The organism is Clostridium brassicae (assembly GCF_026738875.1).
Lineage (GTDB): Bacteria > Bacillota > Clostridia > Clostridiales > Clostridiaceae > Clostridium_H > Clostridium_H brassicae.
The window spans coordinates 1-18,024 of record NZ_JAPQFJ010000013.1; the positions used below are offsets into that span (position 1 = coordinate 1).

Sequence of the window (18,024 nt, forward strand, 5' to 3'; positions counted from 1 at the left end):
ATACCGCCTTTCTTAATTTTTCTGTAGCAAGAAAATTATACTTCAAGGCTTGGTATTATCCACTATTTATTTTTTGGAAACTATAATATGGAAACTAATAAAGTTTTGTTTGTACAAAACTTAGGTAATTACAATTGTTTATCTTTTTTTTCTTTTTTTTCTTACTGAAAAACCAAAACTTCCAATAGGATTTTTAGAAATACCAAAGTACTCTCCATGGGAATAACAAAGCAAATTAGCTTTCTCATAATGAATTTTACCTTTGTCATCTATCAAAGTTTCTTCCACATGTACAGATAAAACTTCTGCTAAAAATAAATGGTGAGTTCCTAAAGGGATAATTTGTTTTAGTTTACATTCTAAAGCGATGGGACAATCTTCTATATATGGAGTAGCTACATTTTCACTAGAGGCCAAGTTTAACTTACAATCTTTTATTTTATCAATAGTTTTACCTGAACGTACTCCACAAAAATCAACAGTTTTAACCATATCTTTATTTGGAAGATTAATTACAAACTCTTTTGTTTGTTTTATATATTCATAAGAAAGCCTTTCTGGTCTAACTGCTATAGTAATCATAGGAGGCTTTGTACATGCAGTTCCTACCCAAGCTACAGTAAACACATTAACTTTTCCTTCATTGTTTTGGGATGTAACAAGTACACAAGGAACTGGATTTAACATAGCACTTCCTTTAAAAGTTTTTTTAGTCATATTATATCTCTCCTAAATTAATTTGGTTTATATTTTAATAAAGCGTTGATTAAAGCTTAAAGTGATTCATAATATTTCTTTAAAAGTAGTGCGTCATTTTCTAAAATAGGACTTTCGCAAATTATACATCCTTTAATATTAAATTTCATAAAGGATTCCATACAAGCTTTGTAGTTAAAGTCGCTTTCTTCAAATGGAAGGTGATTTCTTTCACCTTTTGCAGTATAATTTATTCCTGAAAGATGTATATGCATATCCTCTAAAGCGGAGTCTCCCAGATTGCAAGCTACATAATCAAGTATTCTAGCAAAGTCATCATATGTTTTTAATGAACCATTGTATCTTGCATGAATATGTGAAAAGTCTATACATAATTTACAGGTAGGAACTTCCATGCAGAGTCTAACGTTTTCTTCCAAAGAACCAAATTGAGTTCCTTTTCCTGTAGTTTCTAATCTATAGTCTATTCCAAAGTTGGGAAGCTCTAGAAGGTTATTTTTTATTGTTTCAAAAGTTTCTTCTTTTGAGTCTTTTAAGTAGAATCCAGGATGAAATATTAAACTTCTTCCTTTAACTTTTTTTAGTGCTTCTGCTCCTTTAATAATTCTTTCTAAAGACTTTTGTTGTTTTTCTTCTTCATCTGCGTTAAGATTTATAAAATAGGAGCCATGAGCAGATAGATAAAAGTTATTATGTAGTTTTGTATCCAAGACTTCTTTACAATTTTTTTCTGTTATATTTACAGAACGAACGAAGGGCAGTTCCATAGCATCTAATCCAATTAATTTTAAATATTCAATTCCTAATTTATAATTAAATTTCATATTATCTTTTCCAATAGGAAGACCTGATATTCCAAATAATAGTTTGTTCATTTGTAATCACCTCGCAAAATATTATATCACAATTTTTAAAAATAAAGTTTATTATTATGATATAATGTCATGGGAGAAGGTGATAAATATGAAGACAGAATGGAGACTTAAAGTTACCAATTGTGATCTTGATAAAATATCTAAGGAAGCAAATATAAGCAAAAGTATTGCAAAGATTTTAGTTAATAGAGGGATTAAGGATATAGAAGAAATAAAAAAATTTATGAGTTGTAGTTTACAGGATATGTATGATCCTTTTTTAATGAAAGATATGGATGAAGGTACAGATATTATTATAGATGCTATAGAAGAAGGAAAAAAGATAGTTATATATGGAGATTATGACGCAGATGGGGTTACTAGTACATTCATTTTATATAAAGCTTTATTAGAATTAGAAGCAAATGTAGAATACTATATACCGGATAGAGAAGCAGAAGGCTATGGCATGTGTATTGATAGAATTCAAATTTTAAAAGAAGAAGGAGCAGAGGTTATTTTAACCTGTGACAATGGTATAAGTGCTATTGAGGAAGTAAGTTTTGCAAAAAGTCTTGGTATGAAGGTAGTTGTTACAGATCACCATGAACTTCCTTTTTTTGAAAATGAAGAAAAAAGAGAATATACTATTCCTGAAGCTGATGCCGTAATTAATCCAAAACAAGGGGAGTGTAAATATCCTTTTAAATTATTATGTGGAGCTGGAATAGCTTTTAAATTTGTACAAGCATTACATATGAAGTTGGGAATTGAAGAAGAAAAGGTATATGAACTTATAGAAATAGCAGGGATAGGTACAATTTGCGATGTGGTTGATTTGGTTGGAGAAAATAGGATTATTGCAAAAAATGCTCTGAATATGATGTCAAAAAGCAAAAACATAGGATTGAACGCTTTAATGAAGGTATTAGGAATAAAAGATAAAAAAATAAAATCTTATCATATTGGATTTATGATAGGTCCATGTATTAATGCTACAGGAAGATTAGATACAGCAGCATTATCTGTTAAATTATTAGCTTGTAATGATGAAAATGAAGCTTTAAGTTTAGCTAAAACCTTAGAACATTTAAATAAGACTAGGCAGGATATGACACTAAAAAATGTAGAAGAGATCATTGATTATGTAGAAAACTCTGATTTGAAAAAAGATAAAGTTTTAGTTGTTTATAAAGAAGATGTACATGAAAGTATTGCTGGAATAGTTGCGGGAAAGGTAAGAGAAAAATTTAATGTGCCAACAATAATACTTACAAAAGGAAAAGATATGCCAAAGGGGTCAGGGCGTTCTATAGAAGAATATAATTTATTTGAAGAATTAATAAAATGCAAAGATTTATTAGGTAAATTTGGAGGACATCCTATGGCAGCTGGGTTGTCTATAGAAGAAGAAAATATTGATAAGCTAAGACGAAGATTAAATGAAAATTGTACTCTTACAGATAAAGATTTAATACCAAAGATAAAAATAGATAAAAGAATACATTTAAGTGAAGTTAATTTTAATTTAATAGAGCAAATAGAAGAACTTGAACCTTTTGGAAAAGGTAATTCAAGTCCATTTTTTGCAGAGAAAAACGTAAAAATAATTGATGTAAAGGTACTTGGAAAAAATCAGAATACTTTAAAATTGATTTGTTCAGTAAACAATAATAGAAATATAGATGCTATATGTTTTAATAGGGTTGAGGAGTTTAAAGAAATTTTAAAGATTAAATATGGTAAACAGTACCAAAAAATAATAATGAATCCTAATGGAATAAAGATGGACCTAATTTTCTCTCCAATGATAAATGAATTTAATGGAAATAAAAAAGAACAATTGAGAATTAAAGATTTTAGACTTTCTAATTAACTAAAGAAACTATGATGAAATGCATTAGAGTGTTTTTGTCATAGTTTTTATTTATTATCATACAGAAATAAGCTTGAGTATATTGTGGAAAAAGGAGGAAAAATAGGATTAACATAGAATATATTTATAATGTATGTTAATTCGGAGGTGATAAGTGTGTATGATATATATGAAGATTTGCCTTTTGGTGTAATGATTTTAGATGAAACAAATCTTAATATAGAATACCTAAATAAAAAATTTATTCATGATTTTAATTTGGATAAAGATAATTTTTATAAGAATATTAGTGATATTGAATGCCTTGGAGTTATTAATAATGTTTTATTGAAATGTTGTACTCATAAATTATGTAAAAATTTAAAAAAGATAAATATAAACAATAAGTATTTTGATTTTATTATAAATTATAAAAAAGATATATTAGAAGTATTTATATATGAGATTACTGATTATGTTAATAAAGAAATTAAAGTAAGGGAAGACAGTGAAAAGTTCCTTGGTATTTCAACAGAAATAAAAGCTAAATATGACATAATAAAAAATATTAGGGATATTGAAAAACAGTATCTTATAAATCTAAAAGATATAATAAATAATATATCAGAAGGAATAGTTGTATTAGATAAAAATAAAAAATTTAGTTTTTGTAATAAGTCAAGTTTAAATATTACTGGACTAACATTACAAGAATTTAAGAGTATAAAGGAAATAATAAAGTATGTAGAGGTAGTAAATTATAAAGAATATGGAAATGATTTTGAGGAAGTGCTTAACTATTTTTTGAAAAATTCAATTGAATTAAGAAATGCGATTGTTAAAACAAGAGATTGTAAAAATGAATCCCAATACAAATACATAATGGTTAATTGTAATTACATTAGGAATGACAAAAACAGATTAGTATACATAGTAATATCCATAAAAGATATTACAGAAATAAAGCTTAATGAAATTATGATAAAAAAACAAAATTTAGAATTAGAAAGAGTCACTAAAATGAAAGATGAATTTTTGAACATGATATCTCATGAACTTAGAACTCCACTTACAGTAATTTACTCATCTCTTCAATTAGCTAATGATATTTATAATAAAGAAATAACTCCTAACATAAAGAAAGTATTGTTACGAGTAAATCAAAATTGTAGTAGGCTATTAAAATTAATAAACAATACACTTGATATATCAAAAGCAGAAGCTGGTTTTTTAGAATTAAATTATTCTGATTTTGATATAGTGTATGTTACTGAAAATATTGTATCGTCTGTTAATCTGTACGCTAAAAGCAAAGGAATAATGTTAATTTTTGATACTAATATAGAAGAATGTTGTGTAAGTTTGGACAAAGACAAGTATGAGAAAATCGTATTAAATTTACTTTCAAATGCAATAAAGTTCACACCGCATGGAAAAAACATTTGGATAATAATTAATATTCATAAAGATAAAATATCAATAAGTATTAAAGATGAAGGTGTAGGTATTGAGGAAAGTAAAATAGATAAAGTTTTTGATAGATTTTCTCAAATAAATAATTCATTATGTAGAGGGGTCCAAGGAACAGGATTAGGTTTAGCTTTAGTAAAAAAATTTGTTGATGTAATGGATGGAAAAATATTAGTAAAAAGTGAGGAAGGAAAAGGCACAGAGTTTAATGTGATGTTTAAAGGTGAAATTTTAAAAAATCATTTACAAATTGATTGCTTTGAGTATGAAGATAATATAGATGATAAAGTTGACATAGAATTTTCAGACATAATAGAACAAGACACATGAGGCTAAGCCAAATGTGTCTTGTTGTATTTAATAACTATAATTAAGGTAAATCATAGTTATTTTTTAGTAATTATAAACTTTTTTCATATTGTTCTACCATTCTTTTAACCATTTCTCCACCAACACTACCGCATTGTTTTGAAGAAAGGTTTCCGTTATAGTCTGTAAATGGAACGTTTAATTCATTAGCTATTTCCATTTTAAATCTATTTAATCCTTGTTTAGCTTCAGGTACTAATTTTTGTGCCATTATCTTTCACCTCCTTATTTGTTTGTAATAATAGCTTATCCAATATAATCGCATATATTATAGAAAACTAGAGGTAAAAATTCATAGTTTTAGTATATAGTACATTAAATTCATTTAACTACATATTTTTCAATAACTTCTTATACACATAAATTATAGTGCCCTAAGTAAGTTTAAATATACTCTATTAGTATAAATTCTAATAATGTCATTTGTTGCTTTAATTATATTAAATTACATGTAATATAATTAAAAATAAGTTGCAAACTAGTATTGTAACATAAATTAAATAAAGTTTTATAGAGGAGGAACTATTTATGACAAATAATAATAATACAGGTAGAAACAGAACTTTAATTCCAGAAGCAAGACAAGGTTTAAATAGATTTAAGGCAGAAGTTGCATCAGAATTAGGAATGTCAAACTATGAAGAAATGGATAAAGGAAACCTACCTTCAAGACAAAATGGATATGTAGGCGGAACAATGGTTAAAAAGATGGTTGAATCATACGAACAAGGTTTGAAATAATATATAAAATGTACAAAAGACTAACCTAATGATTTTATTGGGTTAGTCTTTTTGTGTAGTAATAGTAAAAATATTAATTAATAAATTTAAAGTGTTAAACCAACCATTGCTTGGATTACATGAAATTGCATGTAATAATATTAAAAATAAGTTGCAAACTATTACTGTAGTACAAACCTAATAAAAGATTTTTATGAAGGAGGAAGTATTTATGGCAAATTATAATAATAATACAGGCAGAAATAGAACATTAATTCCAGAGGCTAAACAAGGATTAAACAAGTTTAAAATGGAAGTTGCATCAGAATTGGGAATGTCAAACTATGATCAAATGGATAAAGGAAACTTACCTTCAAGACAAAATGGATATGTAGGCGGAACAATGGTTAAAAAGATGGTTGAATCTTATGAAAAAGGTTTAGGTAGCAAATAATAAATAGATGTTAAAAGAAACTAACTTTACAAAAGGGTAAAGTTAGTTTTTTTTTGAGAAAATTAAAGAATTCAAAATAACATATCTAAAGTAGAGGTTTAATCCTTAACTACTGAGTTTATTTTTCTAAAGATTATCATTATAAAATCTAAATTGAATCAAATAAGAACAATTAAGCAGTTACTTTAGTAAAATAAATAGTAAGTATAATTTTTTATTTGAATTTTTTGTTTTACAATTGACAAGGAATAATGAATAATAGACAATAAGTATGGAATAAAACTAAAATATGAAAGTAATAGTAGTTGGGAGATGGTGATTTGAAAAAACTAAAGATCATTATGACAGGAGGAGGATCTGCCGGACATGTTACTCCTAATCTTGCACTTGTTCCTAGGTTAGAGGAGTTAGGATATGAAATACAGTATATAGGTACTAAAGATGGAATCGAAAGGAAAATTATTGAAGAGGAAAAAATTAAATATCATATTATTTCTAGTGGTAAATTAAGAAGATATTTTGATATAAAAAATTTTTCAGATCCATTTAAAGTTCTCAAGGGAGTAATAGAGGCTAAAAACATTATAAAAAGAGAAAAACCAACTGTAGTATTCTCTAAAGGGGGATTTGTATCTGTACCTGTAGTAATTGGAGCATATTTAAATAAAGTTCCAGTAATTGTTCATGAATCAGATATGACACCAGGGCTTGCTAACAAAATTTCGGCTCCATTTTGTACTAAGGTATGTGTTACATTTCCAGAATCATTAAAGTTTATTAAAGGAAATAAAGGAATTCTCACAGGGACACCTATTAGAAAAGAATTATTAGAGGGAAGTAAAATTAAAGGAAAAAATATTTGTAAGTTTAATGATGAAAAACCTATTGTTATGGTAATAGGTGGAAGTTTAGGCTCGAAAGTTATAAATGATGCTGTAAGAGAAGCATTAGATGAACTCCAGATTAAATTTAATATTATACATATATGTGGAAAAGGAAATTTGGATGAAAAATTAAAAAATAAAAAAGGGTATATTCAATATGAATATGTAAAAGAAGAGTTGCCACATTTAATGGCTTCAGCGGATATATTTATTTCTAGGGCAGGGGCAAACGTTATATTTGAACTCTTAGCTTTAAATAAGCCTAATTTATTAATACCACTATCTGCAAAAGCTAGCAGAGGAGATCAGATATTAAATGCAAATTCTTTTGAAAAAAGTGGGTATAGTATGCTTATTCAGGAAGAAGAACTAAATAAAGAAAAGCTTATTAATAAGCTAGAAGATTTATATAATAATAGACAACAATATAAAAAGAATATGGAAAAAAGTAAAGTTAAAGATGCGGTAAGTGAGATAATTAACTTAATAAAAAAATATAGTAACTAGAAAAAAAGAGGGGAATTCCTCTTTTTTATTTATAAAAATGTCAAAACATTTTGAAAACAATCAAAAAATGTAATATAATACTTATTATAAAACTAAAAGGAAGAAGGGACGAATATGAAAATTGAATTCTATGGAGCAGCAAAATGTGTAACTGGATCTTGTCATATTTTGAAGATAAATAATAAAATAGTTCTTTTAGATTGTGGGCTTTATCAAGGAAAAGATGCAAGAGAAAAAGGAAATGAAGAATTTAATTTTGATCCTAAAGCTGTTGATTATGTAATATTGTCTCATGCACATATAGATCATAGTGGGAGAATTCCTTTATTATATAAAAAAGGATTTAGAGGAAAAGTTTTATGTACAAATGGTACAAGAGACCTTTGTAATATAATGCTTCCTGATAGTGGATATATACAAGAAAGTGAAGCTGAATGGAAAAATAGAAAAAGAATAAGACAAGGATTAGAGGCTATAGAACCATTATATACATCAAAAATTGCTGAAGAATCTATGAACCTTTTTAGAGGAGTTAACTATGGGGAACTTATAGACGTATTTGATGGACTGAAAGTAAGATTTAAAGATGCAGGACATTTATTAGGTTCAGCTATATTGGAATTATACGTTAAAGAGGGACAAGAAGAAGAAGTTAAAATTGTTTATACGGGAGATCTTGGAAATGTCAATAAACCCATAATAAGAGATCCAGAGTATATAAATTATGCGGATTATTTAATAATGGAAACAACTTATGGAGATAGAGTTCATGGAGATATTGATTGGGCTTTTAAAGAACTTATAAATATTATAAAAATAACTTTTGAGAGAGGAGGTAATGTAGTTATACCATCTTTTTCAGTAGGAAGAACTCAAGAAGTTTTATATGCATTGAATAAATATGTAGAAAATAATGAATTAAAAGATATAACCGTATTTGTAGATAGTCCTCTTGCTGCAAATGCTACCGAGGTATTTGAAAAATGGACTGAATATTTTGATGAAGAAACTAAAAAGCTTTTATATAAAGGAATAGATCCTTTAAAGTTTAAAGGAGTTAAGTTTACTACTTCTATACAAGATTCAATAGAAATAAATAAGACTCAAAAAGGGGCTATTATTATTTCAGCGAGTGGGATGTGTGAAGCTGGTAGAATAAAGCATCATTTGAAGCATAATTTATGGAGAAGAGAGTCTTCAATTGTATTTGTAGGATACCAAGCAGAAGGAACATTAGGAAGAGCTATATTAGATGGGGAGAAAAAAGTTAGGATATTTGGAGAAACTATAGCAGTTAATGCAAAAATATATTCTTTGGAAGGATTGTCAGGGCATGCCGATAGAGATGGACTTATTAATTGGTTAGATAAACTAATGGAAAAGCCAAAAGAGATATTATTAGTCCATGGTGATGAAAAATCCCAAAATAGCTTTAATGAGCTTTTAAAATCTAAAGAATATAAGTCAAGAATAATGGATATTGGAGAGACTTATTATATAAACGAAGATTTTAATCGTAGTGATCAAAATGTTAAGCATAGAATAATAAAGTTATTAAATTCTATAGATAATATTGAGGGTATGAATAAAGAGGATTTAATAAAAGAAATAGGTAAGGTTATAAATAGAAATGATAATAAGAAATAAATTTGAAAGAAGCTGTTGATAAATTTAAACAGCTTCTTTTAAATTTATCGACAGTTTAGTTTTTCCATTTAATAACTTAAATTATTTTATATAATAAAAAGTCTTATTTTGCAGAAAATAGTTTTGATGAGATAAAGAAAAAATATTTTAGAGAGAGGTTATACTATGAAAAATAAAAAATTTAAGAAATTTCTGTTTTCAACTATATTTTTATTTTTAACTGGAAGTGTAAATGTTTTAGCACAAGAAACATTTAATTATGTAGTCAAAAGTGGAGATAGTCTTTGGAAAATATGTGTGAAATACGAGGTTGGCATTTCAGAAGTATTATCACTGAACCCTAATATTACAAATCCAAATATGATTTATCCTAATACAACAATTAAAATACCTAATTTAAGTGAAGTCAAAAAATTAGAAAATGAGGTAATAAGACTTGTTAATGTAGAAAGAAGTAAGGCAGGTCTTGGACAATTAAAAGCCAATTGGCAACTTTCAAGAGTAGCAAGGTATAAATCACAGGATATGGTAAATAAAAGATATTTTTCTCATACTTCTCCTACTTACGGATCTCCTTTTGATATGATACGTAATTTTGGAATAAATTATAGAAGTGCAGGGGAAAACATTGCTTATGGTCAAAATAGCCCAAGTGAAGTTATGAAATCATGGATGAATTCTCCTGGTCATAGACAAAATATATTAAATTCAACATATACAGAAATAGGTGTAGGAGTAGCTAAGGCATCTAATGGACAATTATATTGGACACAAATGTTTATTGGACGTTAATAATCATTACAATTTATAAAAAATATTAATAGTATTTAGTGCTAAAATAAGATGACAATAAAAAATAAAGTCATCTTATTTTGTTATTTAAGGATTTTTTTATGGTTATATATAGTATATAATACAAAGTATACTATTTAATGCGTAGGAGGAGAGGTAATATGGTCACTTATATTTTTATTTTTTTTGCAAAAATATTAGAGGTATCTTTGACTACTATTAGAACAGTCTTTATAACAAGAGGTGAAAAACTCTTAGCTGCAGTAATAGGTTTTTTTGAGGTTTCAATATGGTTATATGTAATAGGAAGAGTATTAAATGGTATACAAGAGGATCCAAAAAAGATGATTATATATGCACTGGGATTTGCTTGTGGAAATTATATAGGATGCATTATAGAAGATAAGCTTGCTATAGGTATACTAACTATGAATGTGATAGTTAGTGAAAAAGATAGTATAGAGTTATCTCGTGTGCTAAGAGAAGAAAGCGTAGGAGTTACTATAGTTGAAGGAGAAGGAATTCATTCTAAGAGAAAAATTTTAATTATTCATGCTAAGCGTAAAAGGAAGAATGATATAATAAAGATTATAGAAAATACTAACATATCAGCAGTAATTTCTATTAATGATACAAAGACTGTTTATGGTGGATATGGTATAAAAAAGTAGTATTAATTAATGATAATAGTTTTTAGAATATAGACTTTTATAGAATAAATAATTTAAGTTTTTAATATGGAGTTTATTTTATAGAAGTCTTATAATTTAGGAGTTGTACATATGAAAAAAACTGGTGTTATAGAAGGTATAAAAAATCTTATTCAAGATAATAAACTGGTATTATTATATATTTCTTCAACACAATGCAGTGTTTGCCATGCATTATTACCAAAAATTAAATTCATTCTTAAAAAGTATCCTGAAATAAAGTTAAAAGCTATAAGCATTGATGATTATACTGAAGTTGCAGGAGAATTTTCAGTTTTTACAATACCAGCGGTAATACTATATATAAATGGTAAAGAGTATATTCGAAAAGCTAGGTTTATAAGTATTGAAGAATTAGATAGAAGTATAGGAAGATATTATGAAATAATGTTTGGATAGAAAAATGGATTATTTAAATAATTGATTAGTAGGTGTTGATATGAAAAGTAGATTATTTAATTACCTAAAAAGAGAATAAATAAATCATCTGTACAGAACATATATTATGAATTCTGTATTTGGATGGTGATAATATGAATGGCTTTGAAAAACCAATAATATTAATTAGTAGATGCATAGGGTTTGAAGCGTGTAGATATAATGGTGGAATAGTTAAAGATAGTTTTATAGAAAATATGAGCAAATATGTTAATTTTATATCAGTATGTCCTGAAATAGAAATAGGCATGAGTACACCTAGAGATCCCATAAGACTAGTTAAAAAAGAGAATCAAATTAGACTTGTACAGCCTAAGACAGGGAAAGATTACACTAAAAGTATGGAGAAGTTTTCTAAAGAATTTTTAGATAATGTTGGTGAGATTGATGGATGTATTTTAAAAAGCAGATCTCCCTCTTGTGGTATAAAGGATGTAAAAATATATAACAGCATAGATAAAGGAAGTTCTAGTTCTAAGGGAAAGGGTATATTTGGAGCAATATTAATAGATAAGATTATGGGAATAGCCATTGAAGATGATGGAAGGCTTAAGGATTTCGATATAAGAGAGCATTTTTTAACTAAGGTTTTTATTATGCATGAATTTAGAAAAGTAAAACAAAAAAGAAAGATAAACGAATTGATGGAGTTTCATAAGAAAAATAATTTATTATTTTTAATGTATAATAAAAGTAGGTTGAATATTCTAAATAATATAATTAGCAAGGGCAAAGTTGAGTGTATAGATGAAATTTTAAATGATTATGAAAATACTTTGAAACTTATTTTTATAAGAAATGCAAGAAATACATCAAGGAACAACTTACTTTTAAGTGTATTTAAACGGTTTTCTTATAAAGTTTCAGAGGAAGAAAGAAGGTTTGTTTTAAAAACTATTGAAAAATATAAAGAAGGGCATATTCCATATAGTGTGCCTTTATATTTAATTAAATCTTATGCTTTTAGATTTAATGATATAGAAATAATTGATCAAAGTTTGTTTAATCCTTACCCTGAAGAATTAGTAGAGATGAGGGATTCGGGAAAAGCTTTGACATGATAGAATAATGTTGCGACTTAATGAATAACGGCATAGAAATAGATTTTTCTAAATATATGTAGTTATCCATTAAACCTTCAGTACGCAAAGAAGTACTAAAGGCGTAGCCTTCTAAAAACCCTACCCTCACTATGCGTCGTCCATGACGCAGTTCGGCTGCAGGAGTCCATTCCTGCAATTACGGATTTTTAGAATTCTACACTTTAAGTACTTCTAATTGCTACTTCAAAGTTTAATTGGCTAACTACATATATAAGAAAATCTTATTCCTATGCCTTGATTTTTTTATAATTAATACAGCTTAACATGCACATTGGGGAGAAGAGGAAGACTAAAGGATGATTTTCCTCCTAACGTCAGAAAATCCTCCTTTACTATTCACTATTCTCTGTTCACTAATCGCTACTGTAATGTTGCCTCGCAACATTATTCTATTCTGCATTTATAAGCTTATCTTTTCCTAATATGTGATTTACAATCCAATCTACAATAAATTCTAGTATGTCCATTAAATACTTATCTTGATTTTCATCAAGATCCTTAAGATTAACTTCATCAAGTTTCTTTATAAAAGCGTCATGTTCCATCTTTTGAGAGAAAAATTTTTTATAGTTAATACTCATCATATATTCTTCTTCTGATTTAAAATGATATTTTGTATAACTTTTCAATTCTTCTAATATTTCTAAAATTCTATCATATTTATCAGTAAAAAAGTCGCTTTTTAATAATTTGTAAGCTCTATTTGCTATTTCAAATAGTTTTTTATGTTGATTATCTATAAGTTCTATACCTGTAAGAAATTCATCTTTCCATTTTATCACTTAGTGTACCTCCTTATGATTATAAAGCACATTCAAATAAATAACCAGCATCTGTGACTTGTTATTTATTCTCATATGCTTAAATTATGTTTTTGAAATTAACAATATATTAAAAATATATGAGTTATTATATATTTTTAATACAAAACACTAGTTAAAAATAGTCCATGGGATGGTGCAGTATCAGGTGCTAAAGAACGATCTTTGGCATCAAGTATTTCTTTTACTTCCCTTGGAGATATCTTTCCTAGCCCTGCTTGTATTAATGTTCCTGATAATATTCTAAGCATTTTGTACAAGAATCCATTTCCAGAGAAGATTATATCAATCCCATTTTCAGAGGGCTTAAATTGAATATAGAATATTTCTCTTATAGTGGATTTCTTTTTTGACTTTAAAGCAGTAAAACTTTTAAAGTCATGTGTGCCAATAAAGAGAGAGGCTACTTCCTTCATTTTTTCTATGTCTAATTTTTCTGTAACATGATAAGAGTATTTTCTAGTAAAAACATCAGGAAAAGTAGAATTACATATTCTATAAGTATAAATTTTTTGTGATACATTAAATCTTGAATGAAAAGATTCTTCTACATCCTCTGCTTTTTTTACCACAATATCGTAAGGCAAGTATTTATAGCAATGATTTAATATAGTATTAGTGGATATATTGGATTTAGTATGGAAATTAGCTATTTGATTTTCAGCATGAACACCTGCATCTGTTCTTCCAGAGGCGGTTAATTCTATATTCTCATTTAATAAAGTACTAAGAACTTTTTCTATTTTACATTGAATTGTATTTTCTGTATTCCCAAGTCTTTGCCATCCTTTATATCTAGAGCCGTCATATTGAATGGTTAATTTTATGTTTCTCATTTAAATGTCTCCTTTACTATAATAGCAAAGTATATTTTAAAATAATAGCTATTACATTCACTTAATATAATAACAGAAATTTAAGATTATATGCAATTCCATTATTATAATTCTTTAGGAATATAGCATGGTATTAAAATTATTGAGGAATAGCTAGCATAAAGGGAAGAGAGTTTAGTTTAATTTGTAAAAAAAAATTTTTTATGATAAAATTTATGGAAACGGTTTTAGGTTAACTTATACCATATTTAATAAGGAGGAAATACTTTGAAAAGACAATATAGAGTTAGATTTAGTTTATTATTTTTAATATTCAGTATGCTTTTTAGTTTTCAAGGATTTGCCTATGGACAAGATAAATTTCAAGGAAATACAAACGGTAATATTTCTAATTTAGGGTATATTTCTAAGGAAGGGGACTATATATATTATTCTAATATAGCGGCAGGAAGTAAATTATATAAAGCTAAATCTGATGGTAAAGAAGAAAAATTAATAACTGAAGATATACCAAATTATATAAATGTAGTTGGAGATTATATTTACTATTCTAGTGTAAAAGAAGGATTTAGAATTTATAAAGTAAAGAAAGATGGAAGCGAGAGAACAGCATTAAATAAAGCAAGTTCTCATTGGATTAAAGTAATAGGAGATTGGGTTTATTATGCAAAAAGAGATAATAAAGGACAAAAATTATATAAAATAAAAACAGATGGTAGTGAAGAAACAAAAGTTATAGGGGATAGGATATTCGGGTTTACAATAAAAGATGATTGGATTTTTTATTCAAATGAATCAGATAAAAATAAGTTATATAAGATTAAATTAGATGGAAGTGAAAAAACAAAATTAAATGACGAAGAATCTATTTTGATTGATATTGTAGATAACGTTATTTATTACCAAAACCATGCTCAGCAAGATAAAATATATAGAATAAATACAAATGGACAAAACAATTTAAAAATAAGTGATGATAATACATCTTTTGCAAATATATCAGATAATTATATATATTATTCTAATGTAAAAGACAATATGAAACTATATAAGATTAAACTAGATGGAAAAGATAAGGTCAAATTAACTGACGAAGGTGTCGGAGAAATGAATGTAATCGGTGATTATATTTATTATTGGAATACAACGCCAGACCCTTCTAAAGGATTAAGTTTTGATTCTACAAAACTTAATCGAGTGAAAAAAGATGGATCATCTAAAGAAGTATTTAAAATAGGAAAAGATGAAAAATCTGAGGATGATAAAATGAGTACCTCTTCTATTGTTATTGTTTTATTAATAGTTGGTACTGCTACTTTTATGGAATTTTGGAAGTTAATATCAACACATAAGATAACTAAATATGTAAATGGCATTAAAGGGGAAATGACTAATGAGGATGCTAGAAAATATATTTCTTTAATAAAGAAGTCAAGAATAGTTAAAAGATCAGATATATATATATTGTTAAGAAAAGGCGTACAAGCAGTTAATTCTTCTTATAAGGTTGATGATGAACTTAAGAAAGAATTAGATAATACGTTATTAAAAAGAGGTATAAATTTAAATAATGGTTCAAAAAAACAGAATAAGGAGTAGTATATGAAAGTTGATAGGATTGGTTCAAGAGGGTTTGTATTTACTTTCGATGAACTATTAAACACAGAGTTCAACTGTACTACTAATATATATGTTATAGATGGAAAAAGTCATATATTTATATGTGATACTTTTTTGGGACCAAAATCAATGTTGTTAATAAAAAAATTTATTGATAAATATTTAAAAAAGAAGGAGATTATTATTTTTAATTCTCATTCAGATTGGGACCATATTTGGGGAAATTGTTTTTTTAAAGAGCAATTAATTATAGCACATGAAAATACAATAAAGAATATAGAGAAAAATGCTCAAGTTGAACTAAATAAATATAGGAATTATTGCCAAGGTAAGGTGAGTATATGTCTACCTAATATTATATTTACAGATAAAATTCATTTTTATGAAGAGGGTATAGAGTTTATCTATTCTCCTGGGCATACTAATGATTCAGCATCTTGCATTGATAGAGTGGACAATATATTATTTGCTGGAGACAATGTAGAGAGCCCTAATCCTTATTTAAATAGCAATAATTTTGATGAGTATGAAAGAACATTAACTAATTATATATTTATGGAAGTGAAACGTATTATTCCGGGTCATGGAGAAATTACTGATTATGATTTAGTAATAAAGAACTTAAATTATATAAAAAAACTTAAATCAATGTAAAAAATATTATGATACAATATTTTCTTAAATGGTGGTTACCCCATTAAGTATGGTTTACTTCTAAATATCAGATAATACTTAAATTAGGATAAAAGAGAAGCTAATAAAAACTGAGTTTTTATTAGCTTCTCTTTTATTATGAGTACCAATTACTACAATTTGATTATTGATAAAAAGTGTATTACATTCTTTTAGAGATTATTTTCAGCCTCAGTCACTAATTCATTAATAAGTTTTTTTACTGTCGTAATTTTATCTAGTTTTTCAGCATTTGTTCCTGCAAAAATTAACCCATTATCTACATCACCATTTACTGCATTTATCAAAGCATTCGAAATGCAATAAGGAGTTGTAACAGGATTACAGTGTTTTATACAGGAATAACATTTTTTTACTTTATGATCTTCTTTATTTTCATTTAGTGATTTAATAAATTTATTATTAATAGCTCTACCAGGCATACCCACTGGACTTTTTATTATTATGATATCATCTTTATTTGAGTTAATGTATGCTTCTTTGAAGTTTATATGGGCATCACATTCCTCTGTGGTAACAAATCTAGTGGCCATTTGAACTCCATCAGCACCTAATTTAATAACTTCAGCAATATCTTTTCCAGTAAATATTCCCCCAGCAGCTACTACGGGTATGTGTTTATTATATTTATCTTCTAATGATTTTGTAACTTCTAAAACTTCTTTTAATATAGTATTTAAATCTTTCAGATTTGATGACTCTAAATCTTCGTTAGAAAATCCTAGATGTCCACCTGCATTATGACCTTCTACTACTATTAAATCGGGAAGATAATCGAATTTTTTTTTCCATAGCTTTGTTATAACTGAAGCGGCTTTACCAGATGAGACAATTGGAGCGATTTTAGTTTTAGTACCTTTTATGAATTTAGGTAAAGTTGAAGGGAGGCCAGCACCGCAAATTATCAAATCTATTTTTTCTTTTACAGCAGTGGAAACGAGCTCTGCATAATGAGTTGCTGCTACAAGAATATTAACTCCTAATATTCCTTTGGGACTTAATTCTCTAGCTTTTCTGATTTCTTTTTTTAAAGCTCTTATATTTGCTTGAAGAGTATTTTCTTCAAAGTCTTTTTCTCTATAACCAATCTGAACACCAGAAATAATTCCTATACCTCCTTCATTTGCAACAGCGGAAGCTAAAGAAGAAAGGGAAACTCCGACACCCATACCTCCTTGGATTATAGGAATTTTAGCGGTCAATTCGCCTATTTTTAAAGATGGCAAATTCATGTTATCTACTCCTTCTATGTTTAATGTGAATACTTTGACTGACAAAATATTTGATAATGAAAGTATATTGGAAAATGTATAGTATGTCAATAAAATTATTTTTATTGAAACCTGTAGTGAAAATAAGTATTATATATATAAACAAAACTGAAATTTATATCTTGAAAATGTAGTATAATATACTTATTATATACATAATTTTAAATTTTAATATAAAGGGGTGTTTTCAAAGAGGTCATATTGTATGTTCTTTTAAAACTTCTTTTTATTAAAATATGACCTAATATAATTTATTATATAAT

The 18,024-nt window shown here is 26.9% G+C and carries 18 protein-coding genes; 12 read left to right on the forward strand and 6 right to left on the reverse strand.

Annotation, left to right across the window (positions count from 1 at the left end):
* Positions 1-138: 138 nt before the first annotated feature.
* Together OW729_RS12340 and OW729_RS12345 are read right to left on the reverse strand one after the other, a co-directional pair.
* Positions 139-717, reverse strand: a complete 579-nt coding sequence (locus OW729_RS12340) for a flavin reductase family protein (RefSeq protein ID WP_268061829.1) — start codon at positions 715-717, stop codon at positions 139-141.
* Positions 718-773: 56 nt separating this feature from the next.
* Positions 774-1,592: a TIM barrel protein gene (locus OW729_RS12345; RefSeq protein WP_268061830.1), complete on the reverse strand. Its 819-nt coding sequence runs from the start codon at positions 1,590-1,592 to the stop codon at positions 774-776.
* An 88-nt stretch (positions 1,593-1,680) separates the two neighbouring features.
* Between OW729_RS12345 and recJ the strand changes: the two genes are divergently transcribed.
* Positions 1,681-3,447 carry a single-stranded-DNA-specific exonuclease RecJ gene (gene recJ, locus OW729_RS12350; protein WP_268061831.1) on the forward strand — a complete coding sequence of 589 codons (1,767 nt, stop codon included), beginning with the start codon at positions 1,681-1,683 and terminating at the stop codon, positions 3,445-3,447.
* Positions 3,448-3,603: 156 nt separating this feature from the next.
* Complete coding sequence (locus tag OW729_RS12355; RefSeq protein ID WP_268061832.1) at positions 3,604-5,226, forward strand: sensor histidine kinase; 1,623 nt, start codon at positions 3,604-3,606, stop codon at positions 5,224-5,226.
* Between the two features lie 70 nt (positions 5,227-5,296).
* Here the strand turns inward: OW729_RS12355 and OW729_RS12360 are convergent, their stop codons facing one another.
* The gene (locus OW729_RS12360; RefSeq protein ID WP_268061833.1) at positions 5,297-5,476 is read right to left on the reverse strand and encodes an alpha/beta-type small acid-soluble spore protein; all 180 of its coding nucleotides are present in this window, start codon (positions 5,474-5,476) and stop codon (positions 5,297-5,299) included.
* 317 nt (positions 5,477-5,793) lie between these two features.
* Between OW729_RS12360 and OW729_RS12365 the strand changes: the two genes are divergently transcribed.
* The 8 genes from OW729_RS12365 to OW729_RS12400 all read left to right on the forward strand — a co-directional run bounded on the left by OW729_RS12365 (position 5,794) and on the right by OW729_RS12400 (position 12,478).
* A complete protein-coding gene (locus OW729_RS12365; RefSeq protein WP_268061834.1) occupies positions 5,794-6,006 on the forward strand; it encodes an alpha/beta-type small acid-soluble spore protein in 213 nt (70 codons plus the stop codon).
* 211 nt (positions 6,007-6,217) lie between these two features.
* Positions 6,218-6,439 (forward strand): alpha/beta-type small acid-soluble spore protein, encoded by a 222-nt coding sequence (locus OW729_RS12370; protein ID WP_268061835.1) that lies wholly within the window; start codon positions 6,218-6,220, stop codon positions 6,437-6,439.
* Between the two features lie 320 nt (positions 6,440-6,759).
* Positions 6,760-7,830 (forward strand): undecaprenyldiphospho-muramoylpentapeptide beta-N-acetylglucosaminyltransferase, encoded by a 1,071-nt coding sequence (locus tag OW729_RS12375; RefSeq protein ID WP_268061836.1) that lies wholly within the window; start codon positions 6,760-6,762, stop codon positions 7,828-7,830.
* A 114-nt stretch (positions 7,831-7,944) separates the two neighbouring features.
* Positions 7,945-9,477, forward strand: a complete 1,533-nt coding sequence (locus OW729_RS12380; RefSeq protein ID WP_268061837.1) for an MBL fold metallo-hydrolase RNA specificity domain-containing protein — start codon at positions 7,945-7,947, stop codon at positions 9,475-9,477.
* A 165-nt stretch (positions 9,478-9,642) separates the two neighbouring features.
* Positions 9,643-10,269: a CAP domain-containing protein gene (locus OW729_RS12385; protein ID WP_268061838.1), complete on the forward strand. Its 627-nt coding sequence runs from the start codon at positions 9,643-9,645 to the stop codon at positions 10,267-10,269.
* A 161-nt stretch (positions 10,270-10,430) separates the two neighbouring features.
* Complete coding sequence (locus OW729_RS12390) at positions 10,431-10,940, forward strand: DUF2179 domain-containing protein (RefSeq protein ID WP_268061839.1); 510 nt, start codon at positions 10,431-10,433, stop codon at positions 10,938-10,940.
* A 111-nt stretch (positions 10,941-11,051) separates the two neighbouring features.
* Positions 11,052-11,378, forward strand: a complete 327-nt coding sequence (locus OW729_RS12395; RefSeq protein WP_268061840.1) for a thioredoxin family protein — start codon at positions 11,052-11,054, stop codon at positions 11,376-11,378.
* A gap of 134 nt (positions 11,379-11,512) precedes the next feature.
* Positions 11,513-12,478 carry a 2-thiouracil desulfurase family protein gene (locus tag OW729_RS12400; protein WP_268061841.1) on the forward strand — a complete coding sequence of 322 codons (966 nt, stop codon included), beginning with the start codon at positions 11,513-11,515 and terminating at the stop codon, positions 12,476-12,478.
* Between the two features lie 431 nt (positions 12,479-12,909).
* On the opposite strand, the gene OW729_RS12405 is transcribed toward OW729_RS12400, so the two are convergent.
* Together OW729_RS12405 and truA are read right to left on the reverse strand one after the other, a co-directional pair.
* Positions 12,910-13,302 carry a bacteriohemerythrin gene (locus OW729_RS12405; RefSeq protein WP_268061842.1) on the reverse strand — a complete coding sequence of 131 codons (393 nt, stop codon included), beginning with the start codon at positions 13,300-13,302 and terminating at the stop codon, positions 12,910-12,912.
* 137 nt (positions 13,303-13,439) lie between these two features.
* Positions 13,440-14,177, reverse strand: coding sequence for a tRNA pseudouridine(38-40) synthase TruA (gene truA, locus OW729_RS12410; RefSeq protein WP_268061843.1), 738 nt, complete (start codon positions 14,175-14,177; stop codon positions 13,440-13,442).
* Positions 14,178-14,444: 267 nt separating this feature from the next.
* Here truA and OW729_RS12415 point away from each other — a divergent pair, with 267 nt between their 5' ends.
* A complete protein-coding gene (locus OW729_RS12415; RefSeq protein WP_268061844.1) occupies positions 14,445-15,776 on the forward strand; it encodes a DUF5050 domain-containing protein in 1,332 nt (443 codons plus the stop codon).
* A gap of 3 nt (positions 15,777-15,779) precedes the next feature.
* On the forward strand, positions 15,780-16,451 hold the full coding sequence (locus OW729_RS12420; RefSeq protein WP_268061845.1) for an MBL fold metallo-hydrolase: 672 nt from the start codon (positions 15,780-15,782) through the stop codon (positions 16,449-16,451).
* 191 nt (positions 16,452-16,642) lie between these two features.
* Here OW729_RS12420 and OW729_RS12425 read toward each other — a convergent pair whose 3' ends face one another.
* Positions 16,643-17,722, reverse strand: a complete 1,080-nt coding sequence (locus OW729_RS12425; protein WP_268061846.1) for an NAD(P)H-dependent flavin oxidoreductase — start codon at positions 17,720-17,722, stop codon at positions 16,643-16,645.
* Positions 17,723-18,024: the final 302 nt, after the last annotated feature.

Coding starts and splice junctions, on each gene's coding strand:
- OW729_RS12340 (WP_268061829.1), bottom strand. CDS start 717: ATGACTAAAAAAACTTTTAAAGGAAGTGCTATGTTAAATCCAGTTCCT.
- OW729_RS12345 (WP_268061830.1), bottom strand. CDS start 1,592: ATGAACAAACTATTATTTGGAATATCAGGTCTTCCTATTGGAAAAGAT.
- recJ (WP_268061831.1), top strand. CDS start 1,681: ATGAAGACAGAATGGAGACTTAAAGTTACCAATTGTGATCTTGATAAA.
- OW729_RS12360 (WP_268061833.1), bottom strand. CDS start 5,476: ATGGCACAAAAATTAGTACCTGAAGCTAAACAAGGATTAAATAGATTT.
- OW729_RS12365 (WP_268061834.1), top strand. CDS start 5,794: ATGACAAATAATAATAATACAGGTAGAAACAGAACTTTAATTCCAGAA.
- OW729_RS12370 (WP_268061835.1), top strand. CDS start 6,218: ATGGCAAATTATAATAATAATACAGGCAGAAATAGAACATTAATTCCA.
- OW729_RS12380 (WP_268061837.1), top strand. CDS start 7,945: ATGAAAATTGAATTCTATGGAGCAGCAAAATGTGTAACTGGATCTTGT.
- OW729_RS12385 (WP_268061838.1), top strand. CDS start 9,643: ATGAAAAATAAAAAATTTAAGAAATTTCTGTTTTCAACTATATTTTTA.
- OW729_RS12390 (WP_268061839.1), top strand. CDS start 10,431: ATGGTCACTTATATTTTTATTTTTTTTGCAAAAATATTAGAGGTATCT.
- OW729_RS12395 (WP_268061840.1), top strand. CDS start 11,052: ATGAAAAAAACTGGTGTTATAGAAGGTATAAAAAATCTTATTCAAGAT.
- OW729_RS12400 (WP_268061841.1), top strand. CDS start 11,513: ATGAATGGCTTTGAAAAACCAATAATATTAATTAGTAGATGCATAGGG.
- truA (WP_268061843.1), bottom strand. CDS start 14,177: ATGAGAAACATAAAATTAACCATTCAATATGACGGCTCTAGATATAAA.
- OW729_RS12420 (WP_268061845.1), top strand. CDS start 15,780: ATGAAAGTTGATAGGATTGGTTCAAGAGGGTTTGTATTTACTTTCGAT.
- OW729_RS12425 (WP_268061846.1), bottom strand. CDS start 17,722: ATGAATTTGCCATCTTTAAAAATAGGCGAATTGACCGCTAAAATTCCT.